Genomic DNA, 26,033 nt, shown 5'->3' on the forward strand with positions numbered 1-26,033 from the left:
ATGCTGAAAGGGAGATTCAGAAAATATTACAGACTTTTTTAAATAAAGAAGGTGAACGGTCAGTATGTTGAGCGGTTTAACGGTTGCGGTGATCGGGGGAGATGCAAGGCAGCTTGAAATTATTCGCAAGCTGTCACAGCAGCATGCCAAAGTGTTTTTGGTTGGATTTGATCAGCTGGATCACGGATTTATTGGGGCTGAAAAGCTAAAAATGTCAGAACTTCCATTCGAACAGGTAGACAGTATGATCCTGCCAGTATCAGGGGCAACGGATGAAGGTGTTGTCGCGACAGTTTTCTCAAATGAACAGGTGTTACTAGAAGCAACTTATTTAGAAAGAACCCCTGCCCATTGTACCCTGTACTCAGGTATTTCTAATACGTACTTAGACAATCTGGCAAAGCAGGTGAACCGAAAACTTGTGAAGCTGTTTGAGCGAGATGATATTGCCATATATAACTCTATTCCAACAGTTGAAGGGATTATCATGATGGCCATTCAGCAAACGGATTATACGATTCATGGATCACGTGTCGCTGTTCTTGGACTCGGAAGAACAGGACTCACCATTGCCCGCACATTTCGGGCACTCGGTGCCGATGTAAAAGTAGGGGCAGCAGATACAGCGCATTTAGCGCGGGCATTTGAAATGGGACTCGATCCATTTTCAATGGACCGGTTAAAAGAAGAAGTAACCGATGTAGATATCATCATCAATACCATTCCAAGCCTTGTATTAGATTCATCTGTCATCGTCAGCATGACACCAAAGACACTCATTTTGGATATCGCCTCCCGCCCAGGAGGAACAGACTTTGACTTTGCACAAAAACACGGGGTGAAGGCGCTTCTTGCACCAGGACTCCCGGGGATTGTCGCACCAAAGACAGCAGGGCAAATCATTGCAAAAGTGCTTTCTGGGCTCTTATGTGAACTTGCAGAGGAAAAAAGGGGGATGGAATCATGACAACATTAAAAGGGAAAAGAATCGGCTTTGGCTTAACTGGTTCCCACTGTACGTACGAAGCTGTTTATCCGCAGATCGAAGCACTTGTAAAAGAAGGAGCAGAAGTGCGTCCAGTGGTGTCATATACGGTCCAGAACACGAATACAAGATTCGGAGATGGGGCGGACTGGATTGAGCGGATCGAGAAGCTGACTGGCTTTAAGGCGATTGACTCAATCGTGAAAGCAGAGCCGCTCGGACCTAAGCTGCCACTTGATTGTATGGTCATTGCTCCATTAACAGGGAACTCGATGGCGAAATTCGCAAATGCCATGACAGACAGCCCTGTTTTAATGGCTGCAAAAGCAACCATTCGAAATCATCGTCCTGTCGTTTTAGGAATTTCAACAAATGATGCGCTAGGCTTAAATGGTACAAATCTGATGAGGCTGATGTCGACAAAAAATATTTTCTTTATTCCATTTGGCCAGGATGATCCATTTAAAAAACCGACCTCCATGGTCGCGAACATGGATTTGCTTTCTCAAACAGTAGAAGAGGCACTTCAGCATAGACAAATTCAGCCAATTTTAATTGGACCAAGCGAATAATAGATTCACTAGAAAATCATGAAAGATTCAAAAAAGATGCTTCAAGCCTTGCTTTTCTATGGTAAAATAAAATGTAAAAAGTCATAGGATGGCCATCCGAAAGAAAAGAATCATGGATGGGTCGGAAGGAGTTTTACTGATGGGAAGAGGATTGCATGTAGCTGTAGTTGGAGCGACTGGAGCTGTCGGTCAACAAATGTTAAAAACACTAGCTGACAGAGATTTTGAAATGGATACACTGACTCTACTATCCTCAAAACGTTCTGCTGGAACAAAAGTGACATTCAGAGGTCAAGAGTATACTGTACAGGAAGCAACACCTGAAAGCTTTGAAGGAGTAAGTATTGCATTATTCAGTGCTGGAGGAAATGTTTCCAAGGCGCTAGCTCCTGAAGCAGTCAAACGAGGTGCGATTGTTGTAGACAACACAAGTGCTTTCCGTATGGACGAAAACATCCCTCTTGTCGTACCAGAGGTAAACGAAAAAGACTTGCATGACCATAAAGGAATCATTGCAAACCCTAACTGTTCAACGATTCAAATGGTAGCGGCATTAGAACCGCTTCGTCAGGCGTATGGCATGAAAAAAGTCATCGTGTCCACTTACCAAGCCGTATCAGGTGCAGGACATGAAGCCATTGACGAGCTATATAGCCAATCACAAGCCATTTTAAATAAAGAAGATGTGAAACCGGAAGTCATGCCTTATCAAATTGCATTTAATGCGATTCCGCAAATTGATAAATTTCAAGACAATGGCTATACATTTGAAGAAATGAAAATGATCAACGAAACGAAAAAAATCATGCATATGCCAGAGCTGGAAGTAGCGGCAACATGTGTGAGACTTCCAATTGAAACAGGACATTCAGAATCTGTTTACGTCGAACTAGAATCAAACGACGCAACAGTTGAAGACGTCAAGTCCATTCTAAAAGATGCTCCAGGCATTACACTGCAAGATGATCCGTCTCAGCAAATTTATCCAATGCCTGCAGATGCTGTTGGGAAAAACGACGTATTTGTCGGCCGCATTCGGAAAGATTTGGACCGTCCAAACGGGTTCCATATGTGGATTGTATCTGATAACCTGCTAAAAGGCGCTGCATGGAACTCCGTTCAAATTGCAGAAAGCTTAAAAGCATTAAAATTAGTTTAACATTCAATGGATGATGAGGACGAACAGAAGAGAGTTAGGCATCTTTCGCCTGCTCTCTTCTGTTACGTCAGAATGAACTTGGAGTGAAAACAGTGAAAATAATTGTCCAAAAATTTGGCGGTACATCTGTCAAAGATGATCAAGGTAGACAAAGGGCACTTGCACATATCTTATCGGCAAAAGAGAAAGGCTATAAGTCGGTTGTCGTCGTTTCCGCAATGGGACGAAAAGGCGATCCTTATGCGACAGATACGCTGCTTGGTCTGCTTTACGGCAGCGCGCAGCATATGACAAATCGAGAAAAAGACTTGCTCGTTTCCTGCGGAGAGAATATTTCAGCTGTTGTGTTTTCAAGCATGCTGAATGAAAACGGGCTAAAAGCTGTAGCGATGACAGGCGCACAGGCTGGCTTTGTGACAGATAAGGAACATACGAGTGCGAAAATTATTGATATGAAGTGCGAACGTCTCGAGGCGGCACTATCTGAACATGATGTTGTCGTTGTTGCTGGGTTCCAAGGAGCCGCGAAAAATGGAGACGTGACCACAATTGGACGAGGCGGCAGTGATACGTCCGCAGCTGCTTTAGGTGCCGCATTACAGGCAGATTTTATTGATATTTTTACAGATGTAGAAGGCGTCATGACGGCAGATCCCCGCATTGTTGAAAATGCAAAGCCGCTCAGAGTCGTGACTTATACAGAAATTTGCAACCTTGCATATCAAGGAGCAAAAGTCATTCACCCGAGAGCTGTCGAAATTGCGATGCAAGCAAAAGTACCAATGAGGGTCCGTTCAACATACTCTGATGAAGAGGGCACACTCGTCACGTCACACTACTCAGATAAAATGAGCCATGATGTGTACGACCGCCTCATTACGGGTATTGCACATGTCAATGATGTGACGCAAATCAAAGTCCCGGCAAAAGAAGGGCAATACAGCGTCCAAACAGAGGTCTTTAAAGCAATGGCTAATGCACAAATCAGTGTCGATTTCTTCAATATTACACCGAGTGAGATTGTGTATACCGTGACAGGTGCAATGACTGAAAAGGCAACCTCGATCCTAAAAGATCTTGGTTATACGCCAATTGTCACAACAAATTGTGCGAAAGTATCAGCTGTTGGCGCAGGCATCATGGGTGTACCAGGTGTCACATCAAAAATTGTATCGGCTCTATCCGAGCAAAACATTCCGATTTTACAATCGGCTGACAGCCATACGACCATTTGGGTGCTAGTGAACGAAGAAAACATGAGAGCGGCTGTCAATGCCCTGCACGAAGTGTTTGAACTTTCAAGATAAATGTGATTGAATCATGATGAGGTGAAAAAAATGAATTTCGGAAATATCGCAACAGCTATGATTACACCTTTTGATAAAAAGGGCAACATTGATTTCCAAAAGCTATCAATTCTCATTGATTACTTGTTAAAAAACGGCAGTGACTCATTAGTCGTTGCAGGGACAACAGGCGAATCGCCAACTTTATCGACTGAGGAAAAAGTCGCTCTTTTTCAGCAATCGGTAAAATTAGCAAATGGTCGTTGTAAAATCATTGCAGGAACAGGCAGTAATAATACAAATGCGTCTATCAAACTAACGAAAAAAGCAGAAGAAGCGGGCGTTGATGCAGTGATGCTTGTCGTACCTTACTACAACAAGCCATCACAGGAAGGCATGTATGCACACTTTAAAGCCATTGCCGAGTCTACATCTCTTCCTGTCATGCTTTACAATGTACCAGGGAGAACGGCTGCGTCATTAGCCCCAGAAACAACCATTAAGCTTGCGCAAATACCTAACATTGTCGCAATCAAAGAAGCAAGTGGTGATCTTGATGCCATGACAAAAATCATTGCAGAGACACCAGAGGATTTCGATGTCTATTCAGGTGACGACAGCTTAACACTTCCAGCTGTATCTGTTGGTGCAAAAGGAGTAGTCTCTGTGGCGTCTCATATCGTAGGGCTTGATATGCAGCAAATGCTGAAAAGCTATGCTTCAGGTCAAACGGCCAATGCCGCATTGATCCATCAAAAGCTGCTCCCAATCATGAAACAGCTATTCTCAGCGCCAAATCCAACGCCTGTCAAAACAGCTCTTCAGCTGAAAGGACTAGATGTCGGATCGGTTCGTCTTCCGCTTCTACCTTTGTCAGAAGAAGAGAGACTGGATTTAAGCAGCGTCTTAAACAGCTGATCAAAACAAAAGATTTCGTAAGCGGTCATTCTCAGATGTCCCTGAGTATGACCGTTTTTTATACATAAACACTTTCTTAAAATGTGACTTCATCTTGTTTTCTAAAATTAGATTCAGTTATAATAGCATTAAGCGATGATGGACGGGCTTGAGACTAGGAGGATAAGAATTTTGAAAAAGAAAAATACAGAGAACGTAAGAATTATTGCACTTGGAGGCGTTGGAGAAATCGGGAAAAACTTATATGTCATTGAAATTGATTCGGACATATATGTGGTAGATGCAGGCTTGATGCATCCAGAAAACGAAATGCTAGGCATTGACGTTGTCATTCCTGATATCTCTTATTTAACAGAACGTGCTGATCGGGTGAAAGCAATTTTTCTTACCCACGGACATGATGAAGCAATCGGAGGCGTATTCCATTGCTTAAGCAAATTGTCTGTACCAGTTTACGGAACGAAGCTGACCCTTGCGTTACTTCGAGAAAAATTAAAACAGTATGGCTTCAATCAAAAAGCTGATTTGCGTGAGGTACATGCAAAATCAGTCATTACGTTTGAAACAACAAAGGTATCATTTTTTAGAACGAATCACAGCATCCCTGATTCAGTTGGGATCAGCTTCAAAACCTCTCTTGGTTCAATCGTATGCACAGGTGATTTTAAATTTGATCAAACCCCAGCGCTTAACCAAGCCTGTGACATCGGAGAGATTGCGAAAATTGGAAACAATGGCGTTTTAGCACTTCTTTCAGACAGTGCCAATGCTGAAAAACCAGGCTATACACCTTCTGAGGCGCTCGTCCAAGACGAAATCTCAAATGCGATGTACAATGCTGAAAATCGTGTCATTGTGGCTGTATCTTCATCTAATATTAACCGAGTGCAACAGATCATTAATGCAACAAATCAAAATGGCCGTAAGCTTGCCGTAGCAGGAAAGAATATGATGACGACTCTTCAGCTGGCGATCAAACTTGGTTATGTCACAGCAGACGAAGAATTATTTGTACCAGTTCAAGAAGTGAAGAAAATGGCGAAAAACGATGTGGTCGTCCTGACAGCTGGAAGCCACGGAGAGCCTTTAGCTGCGTTAACAAAAATGGCGAAACAAAATCACAAACAGCTTCATATTGAAAAAGATGACACGGTTGTGATTGCATCTACACCTCTTCCTGGACAAGAACTTACCTATTCAAAAACAGTGGATTTCCTTACAAGAAGCGGCGCACAAGTCATTTTTGCACAAAAACGTGTGCATGTTTCTGGACATGGCTGCCAAGAAGAGTTAAAGCTCATGCTGAACTTACTAAAGCCGAAGTATTTAATTCCGGTGAATGGCGAATATCGTATGCAAAAAGCACATTCTCGTGTTGCTGAAGAAGTGGGAATGAAACGAAGTGACATTTTCTTGATTGATAAAGGGGATGTTGTGGAGTTTAGAGGACAGAACGTCAAGATTGGTGAGAAAGTTCACCAAGGCAATATTTTGATCGATGGTCTTGGCGTTGGTGATATCGGGAACATTGTGTTACGCGATAGACGCCTATTGTCTCAAGATGGTATCTTAATTGTCGTCATTACGCTCGATAAACAAAAGAAACAATTAATTTCTGGACCTGAAATCATCACAAGAGGATTTGTGTATGTCAGAGAATCTGAAGAGCTGATTGTGAAAGCGACAGAAATGGTCAAAGGGATTGTCAAAGAGCAAACGGAAAACTCAATTGTTGAATGGTCAACATTGAAACAATCCATGCGTGACGTACTCAATCAATTCCTATATGAAAAAACAAAACGTAAGCCGATGATCATTCCAATTATTATGGAAGTATAATGAGAAAGCCCAAGGAGCATAAGCTCTTTGGGCTTTTTTGATGTGGTGCGAGGAATGCGGATTGAATATGGCCTTCTTGTTCATAATAGGAGGAGAGTTTGAGGAAAGGATGGAGACAAATGGACGAAAAAAATGAACAGCAGCCTGAGCGAAAGCCAGAAGAAAAAGACAGCATTATGAGCAAAATACAGCAGCTTGGTGAAACAGCCATACCACAGCTGCCGCAAGATACAAATATCCATTGCCTCACCATTATTGGACAAATTGAAGGGCACATGCAGCTTCCACCACAAAATAAAACAACCAAATACGAGCATGTCATACCGCAAATCGTAGCAGTAGAGCAAAACCCAAAGATTGAAGGGCTTTTGATCATCTTAAATACAGTAGGCGGCGATGTTGAAGCGGGACTAGCGATTGCAGAAATGCTTGCGTCTTTATCAAAACCGACTGTATCGATTGTACTTGGCGGCGGCCACTCCATTGGTGTCCCGATTGCTGTATCGTGTGACTATTCCTATATTGCGGAAACAGCCACGATGACCATTCATCCTGTGCGTTTAACTGGTCTTGTGATTGGTGTCCCGCAAACCTTTGAATACTTAGATAAAATGCAGGAAAGAGTCATTAACTTTGTGACAAGCCACTCCAATATTACAGAAGAGAAGTTCAAAGAGCTCATGTTCTCAAAAGGCAATTTGACAAGAGACATTGGAACAAATGTTGTTGGTCATGAGGCGGCAGAATACGGACTCATGAATGAAGTAGGCGGTGTAGGACAAGCGATTAAAAAGTTGAACGAGCTGATTGGAGAAAGGGCATCTCAAAACGAGGGGCTGATCCAATGATTTTATACACACCTATGCCATATGAAGCTATTTACGCAGAGGAACAAGGAGACCGTAAACTTCAGCAGGTAAACATCCAAGGCGTGCCAGTTATGGTTGAAATGAAAGAGGATGAAGCAGAAATCGTTCAGGTCATGAGCACCAATCCAATGGACTTTTTGAATCAAGAGCTTGCACCAGGCAAGCGATTGAAGTTACAATTAGGCTCCAATCAAACCGACTCATATGAATGATTCTATGCTATAATAAAGGGAAAACTTACAACAAGATGCAGCCAAAACCAGGCTGCTTTCTTTCTGATCTTTCGGTAGGTTATATTTTCTTTCGTAGTAAGGTGATGAGTATGGCTAAAAAGAGAAAACGGAAAACGAGAAAAAAACAAAATAAACAGCTAAAACTGAAATATGAATTAAATGGGTTAGTCTGTATTGCCATAGCGATCATCGCCATTTTACAGCTAGGCGTCGTTGGACAAACCTTCGTACATTTATTCCGATTCTTTGCAGGTGAATGGTTCATTCTCTGCCTTATCGGATTATTTCTTTTTGGCGTGACCATCTTCTGGAAAAAACAAATCCCAGATATGTTGACAAGAAGAAAAGCAGGGCTATACTGCATCATTGCTAGTATCTTGCTTTTGTCTCATGTGAAGCTCTTTCAGCACCTTTCATCTGCGGGTGCGATAGGCTCTCAAAGTGTGATCAGAAATACATTTGAGCTTTTCTTGATGGACATGAAAGGTGAGACGGGGTCGCCTGATTTAGGAGGCGGCATGATCGGTGCCGTATTATTTGCTGCTTCTTATTTCTTATTTGCACAAGCAGGCTCTCAAATCATGGCAATCGTTCTGATGCTGATTGGAATTGTGCTGATTACAAATCGATCTCTTCAAGAAATGGTGAAAAAAGTGACGTTGCCTGTCTCGCAATTTATGGTGAAGCAGTGGAAAGCGTTTGTTGAAGATATGAAAGGAATCAGGCAGGCGAAAAAGAGCGCGCCCTCTCAGAAAACGGCCCAAAAGAAAAAACGGTCTCGTATTCAAGAAGAGGACGAAGATGATCAGATCATAATGGAAGAGGAAGCGCCAGTGCCTGACAATAGTCAGCCGATTATCTCAAGCTTTGCTGACAGAGATGACATTCTCACCCCGCTCGTTCAAAAAGAGCAGGCGGCAAAAGAGACTTCGCCTCTTCAAGAATCTGTGCAAAGTACGCCGGCTCCATCAGATTCAGCTGATGAACCAAAAGAGGCGCCGCCGATGACGTTTACTGAACTTGAAAACAAAGATTACGAATTGCCGTCACTGGATATTTTGGCAGAGCCGCAGCACTCAGGACAGCAAACAGACAAAAAGAATATATATGAAAATGCAAGAAAGCTTGAAAAAACGTTTCAAAGCTTCGGCGTCAAAGCGAAAGTTACACAGGTTCACTTAGGACCGGCTGTTACCAAATATGAGGTCTATCCAGATGTTGGCGTGAAGGTAAGTAAGATCGTCAATCTAAGTGATGACTTAGCTCTTGCTCTCGCTGCAAAAGATATTCGGATTGAGGCGCCGATTCCTGGGAAATCAGCCATCGGTATTGAGGTTCCTAATGCAGAAATTGCGATGGTTTCTTTAAAAGAGGTATTAGAATCGAAGCAAAATGACCGTCCAAATGCGAAGCTGCTGATTGGACTAGGCCGCAATATTTCGGGTGAAGCCGTGCTCGCTGAAATGAACAAAATGCCGCATTTACTTGTAGCAGGATCGACAGGAAGCGGAAAAAGTGTGTGTATCAATGGCATTATCACAAGTATTCTCATGAGAGCGAAACCTCATGAAGTGAAAATGATGATGATTGATCCGAAAATGGTTGAACTAAATGTGTATAATGGCATTCCGCATCTGCTCGCTCCCGTTGTAACGGACCCTAAGAAAGCCTCACAGGCACTGAAAAAAGTCGTCAGTGAAATGGAACGCCGCTATGAATTATTTTCTCATACGGGGACAAGAAATATTGAAGGGTACAATGATTACATTAAACGAATGAATCAATCAGAAGAGGCGAAACAGCCAGAACTTCCTTATATTGTCGTCATTGTAGACGAGCTTGCAGATTTAATGATGGTCGCTTCCTCAGATGTGGAAGATTCTATTACAAGACTTTCGCAAATGGCTCGTGCAGCCGGGATTCATTTAATTATTGCCACACAAAGACCTTCTGTCGATGTCATTACAGGTGTCATTAAAGCCAACATCCCATCTCGCATCGCCTTTAGCGTGTCCTCGCAAACCGATTCAAGGACGATCCTTGATATGGGGGGCGCAGAAAAACTGCTCGGCAGAGGGGACATGCTGTTTCTGCCAGTTGGAGCAAACAAACCGGTTCGTGTGCAGGGCGCCTTTTTATCAGATGAAGAAGTAGAGCATGTCGTTGACCATGTGATCACTCAGCAAAAAGCGCAATATCAAGAAGAAATGATTCCAACTGAAGAAACGCAGGATCAGCTTACAGCTGTGGATGACGATTTATATGATGAAGCAGTGGAACTCATCATCGGCATGCAGACGGCTTCTGTCTCTATGCTTCAAAGAAGATTCCGCATCGGCTATACCCGGGCCGCCCGCCTGATTGACGCAATGGAAGAGCGAGGCGTTGTCGGTCCTTATGAAGGAAGTAAACCGAGAGAAGTCCTGCTTTCAAAAGAACAATATGATGAGCTCTCTTCATAAATCGAAGAGAGCTTTCTAAAAAAGAAGTGAACGATAGTATGATTATGTTAACTGGAAGTCAGACTATTTATTTATTTGCAAAAACATGATATAGTTATGTTCAACTTATCTCGGAATAGAGATTTCTCATCTTATCATTTGCATTGATTAGACGGAGGGAAAACATGTCGACCAAAACAGACAATCGCCATTTATATTTGAAAGTGATTGACCGTATTAAAGAAGATATACAATCAGGCGTATATGCCGAAAAAGAAAAGCTGCCTTCTGAGTTTGAGCTCTCAAAGCTTTTAGGCGTGAGCAGAGCGACACTGCGTGAAGCCCTTCGTATATTAGAAGAAGAGAAATATTTAATTAGAAGGCATGGTGTGGGTACGTTCGTCAACACAAGACCACTCTTTTCAACAGGCATAGAACAGCTGGCAAGTGTCACGAAAATGATAGAGCAGGTCAATATGACGCCTGGAACCATTTTTTTATCCTCCCAAGAAGGGGAACCAACAGAGAATGATGTGATTCGTTTTCAGTGTGATGAATCTGATGAGATTTTTTCAATGGAGCGCGTTCGGACGGCAGATGGACAGCCCGTGGTTTACTGTTTAGATAAAATTCCGGTCAAGCATCTTCCCGCTTCTTTTACACATGAAGAAGAGTCTCTTTTTGAGCTATTTGGAAGAGAACCACACAGCGGGATAAAATATGCAGTTGCTGACATTGAACCAATCGGCTACCACGATCAGGTTTCACCGATACTAGAATGTGACCCTGAAACAGCATTATTACTACTGAAACAAATGCACTATGATCAGGATGATCAGCCGGTCTTATACTCGCTTAATTATTTTCGAGCGGATAAATTCAGCTTTCATGTGATACGTAAACGATTTTAACGAGCAGTCGCTTTCATAAGCGGTTGCTTTTTGTTTGCCCATACATAATACCCGTAAAACTTGCCACACTAATACGTAACAGTATATAGAATTGGGTGAATGATGTTGGGCGAGAAAACAGTCAGTAAAAAGAATATTATTGCATTATCATCAGTGCCTTTAATCATGACACTTGGGAACTCGATGCTTATTCCCGTATTGCCACAGATAGAAAAGACACTCTCCATTACTTCCTTTCAAGTCTCCCTCATTATTACGGTATACTCCGTTGTCGCGATCTTATGTATTCCGATCGCCGGCTATTTATCAGATCGAATCGGGCGAAAAAAGGTACTCCTGCCGTGTCTGTTAATCGCAGGATTTGGAGGGGCTGTGGCAGCAGTTGCCTCAACGATCATGAAAGAACCGTACATGTGGATTCTATTTGGCAGGGTCCTTCAAGGTGTTGGCTCAGCCGGGGCAGCACCTGTCGTGATGCCGTTTATTGGAGATTTGTTTCATGATGATGAAGAAGTCAGTGCGGGACTAGGCGCCATTGAAACCTCTAACACAGCTGGAAAGGTATTGAGCCCGATTATTGGGGCGCTTTTGGCTTCATGGTTTTGGTTTGTGCCGTTTTGGTTTATTCCGTTCTTCTCAATCATCAGCTTTCTCATGGTACTGTTCATGGTAGAATCCGCGAAAAAAGAGGAGGACCCACCTTCATTCAAAGAATTTTTAAAATCAACAAAGACCATATTTAAGCATGAGGGACGCTGGCTTTATGCCATTTTTGCAATTGGCGGTTTTATTATGTTTCTTCTTTTTGGTGTGCTTTTTTACTTATCTGATAACCTGGAGGCAGCTTATCAAATTAAGGGTGTCAAAAAAGGGCTCCTGCTTAGCATTCCGCTCCTTTTTCTATCCATCAGCTCATACGTTGCTGGGAAAACAATTGGAAAAGAAAAAGGGAGAATGAGAATCTTTTTAATCGTAGGCATGGCCTTGTTATCACTTTCCTATATGCTTTTATGGTGGAATCACAGCTTTTATGTATTGTTTATCTGCTTAAGCATTGGCGGTGTTGGCATCGGTATTGTCCTGCCTGCACTTGATGCCCTGATCACAGAAGGAATTGAAAAAGAGCAGTGTGGAACCATTACGTCGTTTTACAGCAGTATGCGTTTTATCGGTGTCGCTTTAGGACCTCCGATTTATGCTTATCTCATGGATAAAGGGGACTCCATCGTTTTTATTCTCTCGACCATTTGCAGTCTTATTTCTCTATTTTTGGTTCTCTTCTTCATCCAGCCAGATGAAGAGGATGAAAGTGAACAATTAAAAACGGTTTAATCTAGAAAAAAGACGGTATTTTGCCATCTTTTTTCTTTTTTATAAATTGACATGTAAAATTTTGATAGTTAAACTAATGTATAGTAATATCTTTTAAATTATTCCAAACGGGAGGTGTTCAAAAATATTCATTTTCTGTCCTTCTTTAGGCGGAAATTGAGTTCGCGTGGTGATGATGAATGTGTGTTTCTTCAACACGAAAAGACAATTGAATAGGTCATCCTGCCATTAGCACGTTGAAGGAGACGCAGTCAGCACTTCAGACACGCTCAAATATAGCAAATTGATTGATGAACTAGAAGGAGCTTGAAGCAGCTATGTTGCAAATAATTAAAGCAAGATGGATTGTATTAGTGGTGTGGATGATAACAGCTGTGATTCTGTTTATTACTGCGCCCAATTTAGAGGAATTAACAAGAGAAAAAGGGCAATTAAAGGTTCCGGAGGGGACACCAACAGCTGAGGCACTTCACTTATTGGATAAGCTCACAGATCAAAACGGGAAAAAAGATACGGGTGTCATTGTATTCTCCGAACAACATCTGTTCCCAAAGAAAGAGCAGGAATTAAAAAAGGCTTTATCTGCACTCATGACACATGCTCCAGACCTCCACGTTGACGGAATTACTTCGTATTTTCATGTAGATCCGGACATTCAAAGACAACTTTTATCAAAGGATAAAAGTACACTTCTTGTTCCATTCAAATTCGACCACTACGAAACAAAAGCTGTGAAGCTTAAAGAACAAATTGAGGAAGTTTTAAAGCCCTATCATGTCTCATATGAAATGACGGGACAAAAATTTGTGGATTCAGATGTCATTCAAAGCTCTCAACAAGGTCTGAAGAAAACTGAACTTATAACGATCATTTTTATTTTCTTTATTTTAATCATTGTTTTCAGATCGATTTTGGCACCTGTTGTTCCGCTCATTACGATCGGCATTTCTTATGCTGTCAGCCGGTGTATTGTGGCTTTTCTAGTAGAATATATGCAATTTCCTCTATCTAATTTTACTCAGATTTTTATGGTAGCGATTATGTTCGGTATAGGAACAGATTATTGTATTTTGCTGTTAAGCCGTTTTAAAGAAGAAATCGGTCAAGGTCGTGATGTCAAAGAGTCGATTATCATCACATATAAATGTGCAGGGAAAACGGTCCTTTTCAGTGGCTTAGCCGTGTTAGTCGGCTTCTCAAGCATTGGGTTTGCCAAATTTCAATTGTATCAATCAGCCGTTAGTGTTGCTGTTGGAGTTGGTATCCTGCTGATCGCCCTTGTCACCATCGTTCCCTTTTTTATGTCTGTTTTTGGAAAATCCCTTTTCTGGCCATCTAAAAGAGAAAACATTCGCCACCCGCAAAGTAAAATGTGGGAATGGGCTGGGCGTTTTTCATTTAAAAGGCCGCTGATCAGCCTAGGTTTAGTTGCACTCATTACGGTGCCTCCTATTCTGATGTACGACGGGACTCTTTCTTATAACAGCTTAAATGAGATTGGGACAAAGTATGAATCAGTGTCTGCATTTAATACGATATCAGAGCAATTTGGCTTTGGGGAAGCGCTGCCCCTGAATGTACTTGTTGAAAGTGACAATAAGTTAGATAACCAAGAAAAGATTGTCATAATTGAAAAACTGACCCGTAAATTAAATGACATTGACGAAGTAAAAACAGTTCGCAGTGTCACTCGGCCTGTTGGGGACGGGCTAAGTCAGCTTTACGTCACCTCTCAAGCAAAAGAGCTGGGCGGAGAATTAGGAAAAGGCCATGAAGGAATCGGAAAAATTTCAGATGGTTTGACCGAAACAAATCTTGCCCTTCTTAAACAAAAACCAAAAATTCAAGAATCCGCTAAAGGCATTGATCAGCTGATTGATGGAACAAAAGCGATCAAAAGCGGCATTGGAGAAGTAAGGGTGTCCCTGATCTCTTTAGAAGATGGGGTGAGGCGCAGTAAAGATGGCGTCGGAACCATTCGAAGTAAAATCAAAGAAGCAAAAAAGGAATTAGAGCAAGAATATCGAAGCAGTGAAGCGATGATTCAAGAGCTTAAACGAATGGTGAGTACGCTGGAACGTCATGCGAAATCAAATCAGCAGCTAATAACCACCATTAAAAAAGTAAAAAGTTCGTATGAAAATGTATCGTTTGAAGCACTTGAAAAACGGCTTCCAGAAGTAAAAGATATGGATGAATATAAAGAAATAAAGAAAGTTTTCAAAGACACAAAAGGAATGCTTGATCAAGCAGGGGACCAAATGAGTCTGTATGAAGAGGAAGCCTCTGTCTTTAAAGAAAAGATCAAGAAAGCAGATTCAGTGATTCAAAGCCTATCAAGCAAGCAAAAAGAAGTAAAACGTCAAGTACAAGCGCTCATGGAAGGACTGGATCAAATTTATGCCGGTCTTGATCAAACAAATGAGGGTCAAAAACAATTGATTAAAGAAATGCCTAAAATTGAAGATGGCGCAGACCAGCTGACAGACGGTCAAAAAGCCATCAAAAAAGGATTTAGCCAGCTTTCATCAAAACTCACATTGTTAACAGATGGTTTAGATGAAAGTATTGAAGGGCTTGAGCAGGTCAAAAGCGGCTTCACAGAGGCGGACGGCTATTTAAAGCAGCTTCAGAAAGCGCCAGATGAAGAAATAACAGGCTGGTTTATTCCAGAAGAAGTGCTGAAACGCCATGAATTTAAGCAAATCTTTCATACGTATATGTCTCCAGATCGTAAATTAACAACCTTTGAAGTTATTTTAAATGTGAATCCATACAGCAATGAAGCGATGAAAGGCGTTGCGAAAATTGAGGACACCCTTGATCAATATTTACCTGTCAGCGGGTTAAAGAATGCAAATTACGGTGTGTCTGGTATCTCAAGTTTAAATGTAGATTTAAAAGAAACATCTGATGGTGACTTTATTCGAACGGTCATTTTCATGCTAGTTGGCATCTTTATCATTTTAATTATATTATTACGGTCAATCGTCATGCCGATATACTTAACACTTTCACTCATTTTAACGTATTTTACATCCGTCGGTTTAACAGAATGGATCTTTAAAACATTTTTTGGCTACGACGGTCTCAGCTGGGCTGTCCCATTTTTCAGCTTTGTCATTCTTGTCACCCTTGGCATTGATTATTCGATCTTCTTAATGGATCGCTTTAATGAATGGAAGGGAGAGCATGTGCAAGCATCAATGATATCAGCGATGAGAAATATGGGTTCCGTCATTATTTCAGCAGTCGCGATATTAGCGGGGACCTTTGCTGCTATGCTGCCGTCCGGTGTATTATCACTTGTTGAAATTGCAACGGTCATACTCATTGGGCTTTTATTATATGCTTTTGTTGTATTACCGCTCTTCATCCCGGTCATGGTTCGTATTTTCGGTAAATGGAATTGGTGGCCTTTTAGAATGAAATAACGACCGGCGTCTCTGCTTATAGCAGAGGCGTTTTTATTTCCTATCCTTTCCTCTGATTGATATAATGTCTATTAAATGGCTGTTTTACGTATATATCAGCTATGTTCTAATACATAATAAATAGGATGAACAAAGGAGGTTTCTCATGACGTACTTACAAGAGAAGACACTAGACACACCTGGTCTTCATACTCATATTGTCAAAACAGAAAAATTTAAAACGGTCACAATCCTTTTTAAAATGCTTGCGCCTCTATCGAAAGATGACGTCACCATGCGTTCACTTTTCCCGCATGTGCTGTTAAGAGGAACAGAAAAAATGCCGAAAACAGGAGAATTGCGTGCTTATTTTGATGAGCTTTATGGTGCTACGGTTTCAGCAGACATGGCGAAAAAAGGGGAGAATCACATCATTACCTTCCGCCTGGAAATGGCGAATGAGAAATATTTAAAGGATCAAACCCCTTTACTAGAAAAAGGGATTGCCTTACTATCTGATCTACTATTCCATCCGTATGTTGAAAATGGAGCGTTTAGTCAATTATATGTAGATCAAGAAAAACGTACTTTAAAACAGCGAATTCAAGCAGTGTATGATGATAAAATGCGTTACTCGAACTTAAGGCTTGTGCAGGAAATGTGCAAAGGTGAACCGTATGCACTGCACGTCAATGGAGAAATGGAAGATATCGAAACGATCACAGCTCAATCGCTGTTTGAAGCATATAAGCATGCGCTTCAAACAAATCAGCTTGATCTTTATGTTGTGGGAGATGTAGACGAACAAGACATCAGCCGAATGGTCTCTCAATACTTCAAAACAAGTAATAGAGAACCGGTCAAACAACACGCTGAAACAGCAAGCACGCAAAGAGAAGCAAAAGAAGTCATCGACGAAGAAGACGTGAAGCAAGGCAAACTGAATATCGGCTTTCGCACGCATACGACGATTGCAGATGACGATTATCCGGCTTTGCATTTGTTTAATGGCATATTCGGCGGCTTCTCACACTCGAAGCTATTCATCAATGTTCGGGAAAAAGCAAGTCTTGCGTACTACGCTGTGTCTAGACTTGAGAGCTTTAAAGGCTTGATGATGGTCATGTCAGGGATTGAAGTCGGCAACTATCAGCAGGCAGTAGACATCATAAAAGAACAATTTGAAGCGATGCAAAAAGGTGATTTTTCAGATGAAGCGATTGACCAAACAAAAGCTGTCGTCAAAAATCAGCTGCTTGAAACGATCGATACATCTTATGGGACAGCGGAATACCTGTATCAGCATGCCGTTGTGCCAACAGGGGAAACGCTTGATTCCTTTTTAGAAGCACTTGACCGAGTGACAAAAGAGGATATCATCAAAGTGGGTCAGAAAATCGAATGGGATACGACCTATTTTCTTAAAGGAACGGAGGGTGCTTCATGACAGTGAAAACAATTCAATTCGACCAGCTGCAAGAAACGGTCTATCACGAAAAAATGGAGAGCGGACTTGACGTCTATGTGCTCCCAAAGCAAGGGTTTAACAAAACCTATGCGACCTTTACAACCAAATATGGCTCTGTCGATAACGAATTTGTGCCGCTTGGCAAAGAAGACATGATTCGAGTGCCTGACGGAATTGCCCATTTCTTAGAGCATAAACTGTTTGAAAAAGAAGACGGAGACGTATTTCATACATTTAGTAAACAAGGAGCATCCGCAAATGCTTTTACGACATTTACGAGAACAGCTTACTTATTCTCAAGCACCTCAAATGTCGAACAAAATCTTGAGACACTCATTGATTTTGTTCAAGAACCTTATTTTACTGAAAAAACGGTCGAAAAAGAAAAGGGCATCATTGGTCAAGAGATTAACATGTATGATGACAATCCGGACTGGCGTTTATTCTTCGGTCTGATTGAAAATCTATATCAAGAGCACCCCGTGAGAATTGATATAGCTGGAACAGTAGAAAGCATTGCTCCGATTACAAAAGATCATTTGTATGAATGCTATGAAACGTTCTATCACCCGAGCAATATGCTTCTATTTGTTGTCGGTCCCGTTGATCCGAAGCAAATATTAGATCAAGTTCGAGCAAATCAGGCGAAAAAGCCATTTACAGACCAGCCAGAGATCAAACGAAAAGACATCAATGAGCCTGAAGGTGTGTACCGAAAAGAATACGAACTTCCAATGAACGTACAAGGCTCGAAATGTATGTTCGGTTTGAAAACAAAGAATCCTCATAAAAAAGGAAATGAGCTGCTAAAACATGAGCTCGGAATGAATCTCATTTTAGAGACACTGTTTGGTAAAAGCTCCTTACAATATGAACAAATGTATGAAAAAGGTTTAATTGATGAGACCTTCAGCTACGATTATACGGAAGAAGGCGGCTTTGGCTTCACGTCAGTTGGCGGAGACACAAATGATCCTGATCAACTGGCGAAAGTATTAAAAGAAACCCTTCTTCAAGCAAAGAACTTGATCTCAGAAGAGAAAATTGAGCTCGCGCGTAAGAAGAAAATCGGAAGCTTTTTAAAAGCGATGAACTCTCCTGAATACATTGCAAACCAATTTACCCGATATGCATTTTTAGACATGAGCTTATTTGATGTCGTGACTATGCTGGAACAGATCCAATTAACCGACATTCAGCAAATTTTAGAGGAAGAAATTGATGAAGAACGGATGTCCGTTTTCAAAGTCGTCCCGAAAACCAAATAAATAAAGAGAGACAAACTCAGATAAATGAGTTTGTCTTTTTTGTCTCTAATGAATAAAAGCCTGTGATTTGTATGGATTTTCATTGACAATCATTTTGTTCATTAGTTAAACTCTTTAATAGTTAAACACTTAAACTAAAAAAGGAGCAGCGTATGGAACAAAATAAAATTGCACAGCTCATTCAGAGATATGCAGACGTCTATCTTATGATGGAAAAAAAGGTATCGAGTATGATCACGGAAAAGCTTGATAAAGAGCTGACGCTTGATCAGTATTACTCGCTTCGATACATCAATTTACATCCTGGATGTACGTCTACTGACCTTGCAAATGTATGCAATGTGAATAAAAGTGCGGTAACCTCCATGACCAATCGTCTTTTTACAAAAAACTATATTGTCCGTGAGCACGATAAAGCCGATCGAAGAAATGTTCACCTTTACGTCACGCCAGAGGGCAAAGATGTGGTCAGCCGAATGGAAAAGCAGCTTCAGGATCTCGTTCGATCTTATTTTGAAAAGCTGGAAGAAAAAGAAATGGAATCATTTATTCAAACATATGAAAAGATCTATCAAGTAATCATCGAAGAGGAGGCACAAAGTACTAATGAGAGCAATCATAAAGGGTAGATGGCTGATCACGATTTTATGGATCGTATTAGCGGCAGTGTTACTCATCACCGCCCCTAATATGGCGCAATTAACAAAAGAAAAAGGGCAAATTTCAGTACCAGACGGCTATCCGTCCTCATATGCAAATCAGTTATTAAAGAAAATGTCTGAAAACGGTGATACAGAAAAATCAATTGTCATTGTCTTTCAAGAAAAGAACATCGTCAAAGAAAGAGAAACATCTTTAAAAAAGGCAATGGAGATTTTAGAAAAGGACCAAGATCTACATGTCGAGGACATCACTTCTTATTTTGACGCCAATAAAGATATCAAAAAACAGATGCTTTCTAAAGATCGCACGACGCTCCTTGTTCCAGTTACATATGACTCAAACAAAATCAAAGCTTCCGATTTTAAAGAAAGAGTCAATGAAAAGCTGAAGAGCTTAAATCTAACATATGAAATGACAGGACAGCCGTTAATTGATGATGACGTGATCACAAGCTCGCAAGAAGGTCTGAAGAAAACAGAGTTCATTACGATTGGGTTTATTCTCATCGTTCTTGTCCTTGTCTTTAGATCAGCTGTGGCGCCTTTCGTTCCATTAGTCGCAGTAGCTCTGTCTTACTTGGTGAGTCAATCCATCGTGGCTTATTTAGTTAAATATCTCGACTTCCCGCTCTCGACCTTTACCCAAATTTTCATGGTCGCGATCATGTTTGGAATAGGAACGGACTACTGCATTCTACTTCTCAGCCGCTTTAAAGAAGAAATCGCACACGGTAAAGATAAAATTGAGGCAATTCTCATTACGTATAAAACAGCAGGAAAGACTGTTTTATTCAGCGGAATTGCTGTGCTCATCGGTTTTACATGTATTGGCCTGGCACAGTTTCAGCTCTATAAATCAGCTGTTGCAGTAGCAGTTGGTGTTGCTGTGCTCATTGTGGCGCTTCTCACGATTGTTCCGTTCTTTATGGCGGTTTTAGGTAAAGTGTTATTTTGGCCGATTAAAGGTGATATTGCGCATCCGCAGTCAAAAATGTGGGAAACAGCAGGACGCTTTTCATTTAAAAAACCACTTTTCAGTTTATTAATCGTAGGAATCATTACGCTTCCGCCCATTCTCATGTATAAAGGAACGCTTTCTTATAACAGCTTAGATGAAATCGGTAATAAATATGAATCAGTCAATGCATTCAATACGATTTCCGACAAATTTGGGCCAGGAGAAGCTCTACCTGCAACGATTGTCGTGAAATCAGCTGATCTGTTAGACAACAATAAAGGGCTGATTGCTGTTGAAAAACTCAGCCGTGCAATTGAACAAACAGATGGCGTAAGTAAAGTGAGAAGTGCGACACGTCCTGTCGGTAAAGGGCTGAGTGATCTATACGTGAAATCACAAGCAAAAGAACTAAATACCGGACTTGATAAAAGTAATGAAGGCTTGAAAAAAATCCAAGATGCACTGACGACAATGAGTCAATCCATTGAGGATCAAACGCCGCAAATCAAATCATCTGGAAAAGGCATTAACAAATTGATTTCTGGTACAGAATCAGTGAAAACAGGCATTCAAAACATCGAAAAATCGTTAAGAGATTTACAAGGCGGAATCGCTCAAAACAAAAACGGTGTTGCACAGATTAAAGAAAAAATTAAAGGTGCGAAAAAAGAATTAACGACTCAAGTCGCACAAGTAAATCAGCAAGTGTCGCTATATAAAAGCATTTCCAGAGAATTAAAGGCAGCATTAGCGAAGGTGGATACGTCCTCCTCTGCCGCAGCAGATGTAAAAGCATTAATCACACAAGCAAATAAACAATTTAGTACACTTGAAAAACAAATTCCGCAAGTGAAAGAAAATCAATCGTATCAAGCCATCAAAGCTTCATATAATGAACTTTCTACGACCTTGCAAGAAGGGGCGAAACAGGCAGACAGCTATGCCAAACAAGCGAAAGAAGCTAGAAAACAGCTTGAAGCAGCGGATGCCTTTATCGCAAAAGCTAGAGAGCAGCAAAAAGTTTTGACGAGTCAAATCGATGAACTCGTTGCTGGCTTAGATGCAATTGAAACTGGATTGGATAAAACGTCTAAAGGTCAAGGGCAAATAGCTGATAATATGCCAAAGCTTGCTAATGGTGCCGGGCAAGTGATTGATGGTCAAAAACAAATGAAAGAAAAGATTGGCGGCTTTGGTGATAACCTGACCAAACTGACAGATGGGCTGAACAAAAGCGTCGATGGCTTAGAGAAAATTTCAAGCGGATTAATGGGTGCAGGTGACTACTTAGACGAACTGAAAAATGCACCAGATCAAGACATGGCCGGCTGGTTTATCCCAAAAGACGTGCTGAAAAACAAAGCATTCAAGCAAGTGTTTGATTCATACATGTCGGATGACCGCAAGATGACAAAGATTGATGTCATTTTAGAAAAAAATCCATATGGCAACGAAGCCATGTCGACGATCAAACAAGTAGAAGCTTCTGTCGAGCGGGCACTTCCTGAAACGAATTTAAAAGATGCATCATTCGGCGTTTCAGGTGTATCAAGTATGAACGCTGATTTAAAACAGCTGTCAGACCAAGATTTCAATAAGACGGTTCTTTACATGATGATCGGTATTTTCCTCATCCTGGTGATCCTGTTCCGTTCGCTTGTGATGCCGCTGTACTTGGTAGGTTCACTTATTTTGACTTACTTTACAGCTATCGGAATGACAGAATTTATTTTCACTCATTTCTTCGGATATCCGGGCATTAACTGGGCGGTTCCATTCTTTGGATTTGTCATATTAATGGCGCTCGGAGTCGATTATTCGATTTTCTTAATGGAGAGGTTCAATGAATACAAAACAAAAGACATTCAGTTTGCGATGACCGAATCAATGAAGAATATGGGCTCTGTCATTATGTCTGCTGCTGTTATTTTGGCAGGAACATTTGCAGCCATGCTTCCTTCAGGAGTGCTGTCTCTCCTGCAGATTGCAACACTTGTTCTCACAGGACTTTTGCTGTACGCACTCGTTGTGCTACCATTGTTCGTACCTGTGATGGTGAAATTGTTCGGATCAGCGAACTGGTTCCCATTTAAACGAAAAGAATAGATATTTCAAATAGAAAGTAGGAATCCATGTGATGAGTCGTTGGGCGCTGATAACAGGAGCCAGTGGCGGGATTGGGCAGGCTGCGGCAAAAAAGCTTGCCCAGGAAGGCTGCCATGTGATAATCCATTATCACAAAAATGAACAGACAGCCGTTCAGCTTGCCGCTGAGCTGGAAGAAACATGTCATATTCAGACGCATGTCGTTCAAGCGGATTTAGCTAAAACGGGCGGAGCAGATGAGCTCGTCAGCCGTCTGCCTGTATGTCCAGATATTCTTGTATTAAATAGCGGTAAGAGTCATGTCGGATTAGTGACAGATACAGAAAAAGACGTATTAGCCAGTATGGTGCAGCTTCATGTCACAAGTCCATATGAGCTCACCCAGCACCTATTGCCAGCCATGATTCAAAAAAAAGCAGGTCATATTGTTGCGGTAAGCTCAATATGGGGAGAAACAGGTGCATCGTGTGAAGTGCTGTATAGCATGGTAAAGGGGGCGCAAAATGCGTTTATTAAAGGTCTGGCAAAAGAGCTTGCCCCAAGTGGAATTAGAGCAAATGCTGTTTCGCCAGGTGCTGTCCATACAGACATGATGAAAAGCTTCACACAAGAAGATATTGACATGCTGGAGGAAGAAATCCCGCTTGGCCGGCTTGCATCACCTGAGGAGATTGCAGATGTCATTTGGTTTCTCGCCTCAAAGCAGTCAAGTTATATGACAGGTCAAATTTTATCCGTTAATGGAGGCTGGTACTGTTAAATAACGTGTATAATTCGTAACTCCATGACAAAAGCTATGGCTGTAATTCATCTTTTCGAATGGAGGAATCGACATGTCAGTACTTGAGAACTGGGACCATTGGAAAAACTTTTTAGGTGACCGCTTAAATCATGCGCAGGATAAAGGCTTAAAAGATGATACCATCAATAACCTTGCGTATGAAATTGGCGGATATTTAGCTAACGAAGTTGAAGCAAAGAACGAGCAAGAAAGAGTACTTGCTGACCTTTGGAGCGTTGCATCAGAAGATGAGCAGCGCGCAATTGCCAATATGATGGTCAAACTGGTTGAAAATAATAGCTCGCACTAAACAAAAAGAGGGGTCGTTTGTGCCTCTCTTTTTATTTTAACTGTTTCACAACATTGTGCTTTCTAAAAATGTGAAAATGCTTTATGATATAGGAAGGTAAAAATTTGCCACAATGAAGGGGGTAATATCATTTGGCAAAGCTCGAATGGTATTTTGAATATGAGATACAGGTAAACCGTCCCGGACTTTTAGGAGACATTTCATCTCTAATGGGGATGCTTTCAATTAATATTGTGACAATTAATGGTGTTGATGTATCAAGACGCGGAATGCTTTTGCGCTGTGACCATACAGATCAAATTAAGCGCCTTGAATCAATTTTAAATACAATGGAAACGATAAAAGTAACGAAATTAAGACAGCCAAAACTTCGTGACCGCTTAGCGGTTCGTCACGGCAGATATATTCAGCGTGATGCAGATGACAAAAAGACGTTCCGATTTGAAAGGGACGAGCTTGGTCTTCTTGTTGATTTTATGGCAGAACTATTTAAAAAAGAAGGACATAAATTGATTGGGATTCGCGGGATGCCGCGTGTCGGAAAAACAGAATCAATTGTGGCTTCAAGTGTATGTGCCAGCAAGAGATGGCTATTTGTATCGTCGACTCTTTTGAAACAGACGATCCGAAGTCAGCTGATTGCGGATGAATACAGCCCAGATAACGTCTTTATTATTGATGGTATTGTGTCGACGCGAAGAGGTTCTGAGAAGCACTTGCAGCTTTTAAGAGAAATTATGAGACTGCCGGCAACAAAAGTAGTTGAGCATCCAGACATCTTTATTCAAAATTCAGAATATACAATGGATGATTTCGACTATATCATTGAATTGCGTAATAGTGCAGACGAAGAGATTACATATGAGCACGCTGAAGAACCACAAGTGTTTGATCATTCTGGTTTTTCTGGCTTCGATTTTTAATATGGTAATGGTAGGTGTTTGTTTTGACTGAATTGGGAAAACGGCTCATTGAGGCCAGAGAGGAAAAAGGGATGTCGCTGGAGGATCTTCAGACGGTGACCAAAATCCAAAAGCGCTACTTGCTAGCAATCGAACAAGGAAACTATGATATTATTCCAGGTAAATTTTACGTCAGAGCATTTATTAAACAATATGCCGAAGCCGTTGGACTAAATCCTGAACAATTGTTCGAAGAATTTCGTAAAGATGTGCCGAGCACATATAACGATGAAGTATCTGATAAATTATCAAATATTAAGCCGCAAAGAGAGCTGCCTAAGCCTGCCTCGAAGGTGCTTGAGCTGCTGCCGACCATCTTGATTATTGGAGGCGTCCTTGTGGTCATCGCGATCATTTATGTCATCGTGCAGGCGGTCAATCATGATAGCGGACAGAAGAACAACCAGACGGCTCCTCAGCAGTCAGAATCTAAGTATGAAGTATCTGAGGATTCATCTCTTGCCAAGGATCAAAAGAAAAAAGAAAAAGCTTCGTCAGATGATCAAGAAAAATCATCTAAAAAAGATGACTCATCAAAGGATTCATCCAAAGACGATGAAACGGTCTCTTTGAAGGCAGCGAATACAGAAGGCTCAACGACAACGTATGAAGTGTCAGGCGCAGATGAGATGGAGTTAACCATTTCTGCTACAAAAGCTTCTTGGCTGCGCGTCAGAGACGAATCTGGAAAAGTGCTGAAAATGGGTGAACTTAAAGATGGCGAATCGTTTAAAACAGACTTGTCTGAGCTCTCTCAGGTCGATATCCGTCTAGGCAATGCGACTGGAATTGATATTAAGGTGAATGACGAGACGCTTAAGTACGAATTAGACCCTAAGAACACCATGACACAAAACATTGTGATTGTGAATAAAGGAAAGGAAAAGTCATCTTAAGCAAGTAGATGACTTTTCTTTTGTTCCTACTATTATATATACATAAAAAAATGGCTTATTGGAGGATTGAAATTCATGTTTAACTTACCGAATAAAATAACTCTTTCTAGGATCGCCTTGATCCCTGTTTTTATGATTATTATGCTTGCACCTTTAGATTGGGGCGTTGCGCGTTTTGGTCACGTCAGCATCGAAGTGACACATCTTGTTGGAGCAATCCTGTTTATTGTTGCTTCGACAACGGACTGGATTGATGGGTACTATGCGCGTAAACTGAACTTAGTGACGAATTTTGGTAAATTTTTAGATCCGCTTGCAGATAAATTGCTTGTTTCAGCTGCTTTAATTATACTTGTTCAGTACAACCTCACGCCGGCATGGATGGCGATTGTGATCATTAGCCGTGAATTTGCTGTAACTGGTCTAAGGCTTGTACTAGCTGGAGGCGGTGAAGTGGTAGCAGCTAATATGCTTGGAAAAGTGAAAACATGGGCGCAAATCATTGCGATTTCAGCTCTTCTATTGCATAACCTGCCGTTCGAACTTGTATCATTCCCATTTGGTGACCTTGCGATGTGGGTAGCAGTGTTCTTCACTGTTGTGTCAGGCTGGGATTACTTTGTGAAAAACTGGGAAGCTTTAAAGAATGCTAACTAAAAAGGAC

The 26,033-nt window shown here is 41.3% G+C and carries 21 protein-coding genes; all 21 read left to right on the forward strand.

Annotated features, from left to right (window positions below):
• Nucleotides 1-64 precede the first annotated feature (64 nt).
• The 21 genes from dpaA to pgsA all read left to right on the forward strand — a co-directional run bounded on the left by dpaA (nt 65) and on the right by pgsA (nt 26,026).
• Nucleotides 65-967, forward strand: coding sequence for a dipicolinic acid synthetase subunit A (gene dpaA / locus MHB83_RS13125; protein WP_003212195.1), 903 nt, complete (start codon nt 65-67; stop codon nt 965-967).
• On the forward strand, nt 964-1,557 hold the full coding sequence (gene dpaB, locus MHB83_RS13130) for a dipicolinate synthase subunit B (protein WP_050945000.1): 594 nt from the start codon (nt 964-966) through the stop codon (nt 1,555-1,557). Before dpaA ends, dpaB begins: the two co-directional genes overlap by 4 nt.
• 139 nt (nt 1,558-1,696) lie before the next feature.
• Nucleotides 1,697-2,716 (forward strand): aspartate-semialdehyde dehydrogenase, encoded by a 1,020-nt coding sequence (asd, locus tag MHB83_RS13135; protein ID WP_003211715.1) that lies wholly within the window; start codon nt 1,697-1,699, stop codon nt 2,714-2,716.
• A gap of 92 nt (nt 2,717-2,808) precedes the next feature.
• Entirely contained in the window at nt 2,809-4,023 is a 1,215-nt protein-coding gene (dapG, locus tag MHB83_RS13140; protein ID WP_050944998.1) for an aspartate kinase, read from the forward strand.
• Nucleotides 4,024-4,053: 30 nt separating this feature from the next.
• Entirely contained in the window at nt 4,054-4,920 is an 867-nt protein-coding gene (gene dapA / locus MHB83_RS13145; RefSeq protein WP_003211660.1) for a 4-hydroxy-tetrahydrodipicolinate synthase, read from the forward strand.
• Nucleotides 4,921-5,091: 171 nt separating this feature from the next.
• The gene (rnjB, locus tag MHB83_RS13150; protein WP_003212233.1) at nt 5,092-6,759 is read left to right on the forward strand and encodes a ribonuclease J2; all 1,668 of its coding nucleotides are present in this window, start codon (nt 5,092-5,094) and stop codon (nt 6,757-6,759) included.
• A 119-nt stretch (nt 6,760-6,878) separates the two neighbouring features.
• Entirely contained in the window at nt 6,879-7,607 is a 729-nt protein-coding gene (locus tag MHB83_RS13155) for a ClpP family protease (RefSeq protein WP_003212436.1), read from the forward strand.
• The gene (locus MHB83_RS13160; RefSeq protein WP_003211099.1) at nt 7,604-7,840 is read left to right on the forward strand and encodes a YlzJ-like family protein; all 237 of its coding nucleotides are present in this window, start codon (nt 7,604-7,606) and stop codon (nt 7,838-7,840) included. Before MHB83_RS13155 ends, MHB83_RS13160 begins: the two co-directional genes overlap by 4 nt.
• Nucleotides 7,841-7,950: 110 nt before the next feature.
• Nucleotides 7,951-10,323: a DNA translocase FtsK gene (locus MHB83_RS13165; RefSeq protein ID WP_003210839.1), complete on the forward strand. Its 2,373-nt coding sequence runs from the start codon at nt 7,951-7,953 to the stop codon at nt 10,321-10,323.
• A gap of 164 nt (nt 10,324-10,487) precedes the next feature.
• Nucleotides 10,488-11,213, forward strand: coding sequence for a GntR family transcriptional regulator (locus tag MHB83_RS13170; RefSeq protein WP_050944992.1), 726 nt, complete (start codon nt 10,488-10,490; stop codon nt 11,211-11,213).
• Between the two features lie 99 nt (nt 11,214-11,312).
• On the forward strand, nt 11,313-12,545 hold the full coding sequence (locus tag MHB83_RS13175; protein WP_342496383.1) for an MFS transporter: 1,233 nt from the start codon (nt 11,313-11,315) through the stop codon (nt 12,543-12,545).
• A gap of 317 nt (nt 12,546-12,862) precedes the next feature.
• Nucleotides 12,863-15,979 (forward strand): MMPL family transporter, encoded by a 3,117-nt coding sequence (locus MHB83_RS13180; protein WP_321998952.1) that lies wholly within the window; start codon nt 12,863-12,865, stop codon nt 15,977-15,979.
• A gap of 145 nt (nt 15,980-16,124) precedes the next feature.
• Complete coding sequence (locus MHB83_RS13185; RefSeq protein ID WP_342496384.1) at nt 16,125-17,405, forward strand: pitrilysin family protein; 1,281 nt, start codon at nt 16,125-16,127, stop codon at nt 17,403-17,405.
• On the forward strand, nt 17,402-18,694 hold the full coding sequence (locus MHB83_RS13190; RefSeq protein ID WP_106028935.1) for a pitrilysin family protein: 1,293 nt from the start codon (nt 17,402-17,404) through the stop codon (nt 18,692-18,694). Before MHB83_RS13185 ends, MHB83_RS13190 begins: the two co-directional genes overlap by 4 nt.
• A 152-nt stretch (nt 18,695-18,846) precedes the next feature.
• Nucleotides 18,847-19,323: a MarR family transcriptional regulator gene (locus MHB83_RS13195; RefSeq protein ID WP_003212512.1), complete on the forward strand. Its 477-nt coding sequence runs from the start codon at nt 18,847-18,849 to the stop codon at nt 19,321-19,323.
• Complete coding sequence (locus MHB83_RS13200) at nt 19,301-22,420, forward strand: MMPL family transporter (protein WP_050944982.1); 3,120 nt, start codon at nt 19,301-19,303, stop codon at nt 22,418-22,420. The genes MHB83_RS13195 and MHB83_RS13200 overlap by 23 nt, the downstream gene beginning before the upstream one ends.
• 31 nt (nt 22,421-22,451) lie before the next feature.
• Nucleotides 22,452-23,180, forward strand: a complete 729-nt coding sequence (locus tag MHB83_RS13205) for an SDR family oxidoreductase (RefSeq protein WP_137054613.1) — start codon at nt 22,452-22,454, stop codon at nt 23,178-23,180.
• Between the two features lie 73 nt (nt 23,181-23,253).
• Nucleotides 23,254-23,511 (forward strand): DUF3243 domain-containing protein, encoded by a 258-nt coding sequence (locus MHB83_RS13210; RefSeq protein ID WP_003211590.1) that lies wholly within the window; start codon nt 23,254-23,256, stop codon nt 23,509-23,511.
• Between the two features lie 131 nt (nt 23,512-23,642).
• A complete protein-coding gene (locus tag MHB83_RS13215) occupies nt 23,643-24,434 on the forward strand; it encodes a DUF3388 domain-containing protein (protein ID WP_003211480.1) in 792 nt (263 codons plus the stop codon).
• Between the two features lie 23 nt (nt 24,435-24,457).
• Nucleotides 24,458-25,369: a helix-turn-helix domain-containing protein gene (locus tag MHB83_RS13220; RefSeq protein ID WP_003212257.1), complete on the forward strand. Its 912-nt coding sequence runs from the start codon at nt 24,458-24,460 to the stop codon at nt 25,367-25,369.
• 75 nt (nt 25,370-25,444) lie between these two features.
• Nucleotides 25,445-26,026: a CDP-diacylglycerol--glycerol-3-phosphate 3-phosphatidyltransferase gene (gene pgsA / locus MHB83_RS13225; RefSeq protein WP_003211136.1), complete on the forward strand. Its 582-nt coding sequence runs from the start codon at nt 25,445-25,447 to the stop codon at nt 26,024-26,026.
• Nucleotides 26,027-26,033 lie beyond the last annotated feature (7 nt).

This window comes from Bacillus sp. FSL K6-3149, from assembly GCF_038630515.1.
Classification (GTDB): domain Bacteria; phylum Bacillota; class Bacilli; order Bacillales; family Bacillaceae; genus Bacillus; species Bacillus pumilus.

Coding starts and splice junctions, on each gene's coding strand:
- dpaA (WP_003212195.1), top strand. CDS start 65: ATGTTGAGCGGTTTAACGGTTGCGGTGATCGGGGGAGATGCAAGGCAG.
- dpaB (WP_050945000.1), top strand. CDS start 964: ATGACAACATTAAAAGGGAAAAGAATCGGCTTTGGCTTAACTGGTTCC.
- asd (WP_003211715.1), top strand. CDS start 1,697: ATGGGAAGAGGATTGCATGTAGCTGTAGTTGGAGCGACTGGAGCTGTC.
- dapA (WP_003211660.1), top strand. CDS start 4,054: ATGAATTTCGGAAATATCGCAACAGCTATGATTACACCTTTTGATAAA.
- MHB83_RS13155 (WP_003212436.1), top strand. CDS start 6,879: ATGGACGAAAAAAATGAACAGCAGCCTGAGCGAAAGCCAGAAGAAAAA.
- MHB83_RS13160 (WP_003211099.1), top strand. CDS start 7,604: ATGATTTTATACACACCTATGCCATATGAAGCTATTTACGCAGAGGAA.
- MHB83_RS13165 (WP_003210839.1), top strand. CDS start 7,951: ATGGCTAAAAAGAGAAAACGGAAAACGAGAAAAAAACAAAATAAACAG.
- MHB83_RS13170 (WP_050944992.1), top strand. CDS start 10,488: ATGTCGACCAAAACAGACAATCGCCATTTATATTTGAAAGTGATTGAC.
- MHB83_RS13175 (WP_342496383.1), top strand. CDS start 11,313: ATGATGTTGGGCGAGAAAACAGTCAGTAAAAAGAATATTATTGCATTA.
- MHB83_RS13180 (WP_321998952.1), top strand. CDS start 12,863: ATGTTGCAAATAATTAAAGCAAGATGGATTGTATTAGTGGTGTGGATG.
- MHB83_RS13185 (WP_342496384.1), top strand. CDS start 16,125: ATGACGTACTTACAAGAGAAGACACTAGACACACCTGGTCTTCATACT.
- MHB83_RS13190 (WP_106028935.1), top strand. CDS start 17,402: ATGACAGTGAAAACAATTCAATTCGACCAGCTGCAAGAAACGGTCTAT.
- MHB83_RS13195 (WP_003212512.1), top strand. CDS start 18,847: ATGGAACAAAATAAAATTGCACAGCTCATTCAGAGATATGCAGACGTC.
- MHB83_RS13200 (WP_050944982.1), top strand. CDS start 19,301: ATGAGAGCAATCATAAAGGGTAGATGGCTGATCACGATTTTATGGATC.
- MHB83_RS13205 (WP_137054613.1), top strand. CDS start 22,452: ATGAGTCGTTGGGCGCTGATAACAGGAGCCAGTGGCGGGATTGGGCAG.
- MHB83_RS13210 (WP_003211590.1), top strand. CDS start 23,254: ATGTCAGTACTTGAGAACTGGGACCATTGGAAAAACTTTTTAGGTGAC.
- pgsA (WP_003211136.1), top strand. CDS start 25,445: ATGTTTAACTTACCGAATAAAATAACTCTTTCTAGGATCGCCTTGATC.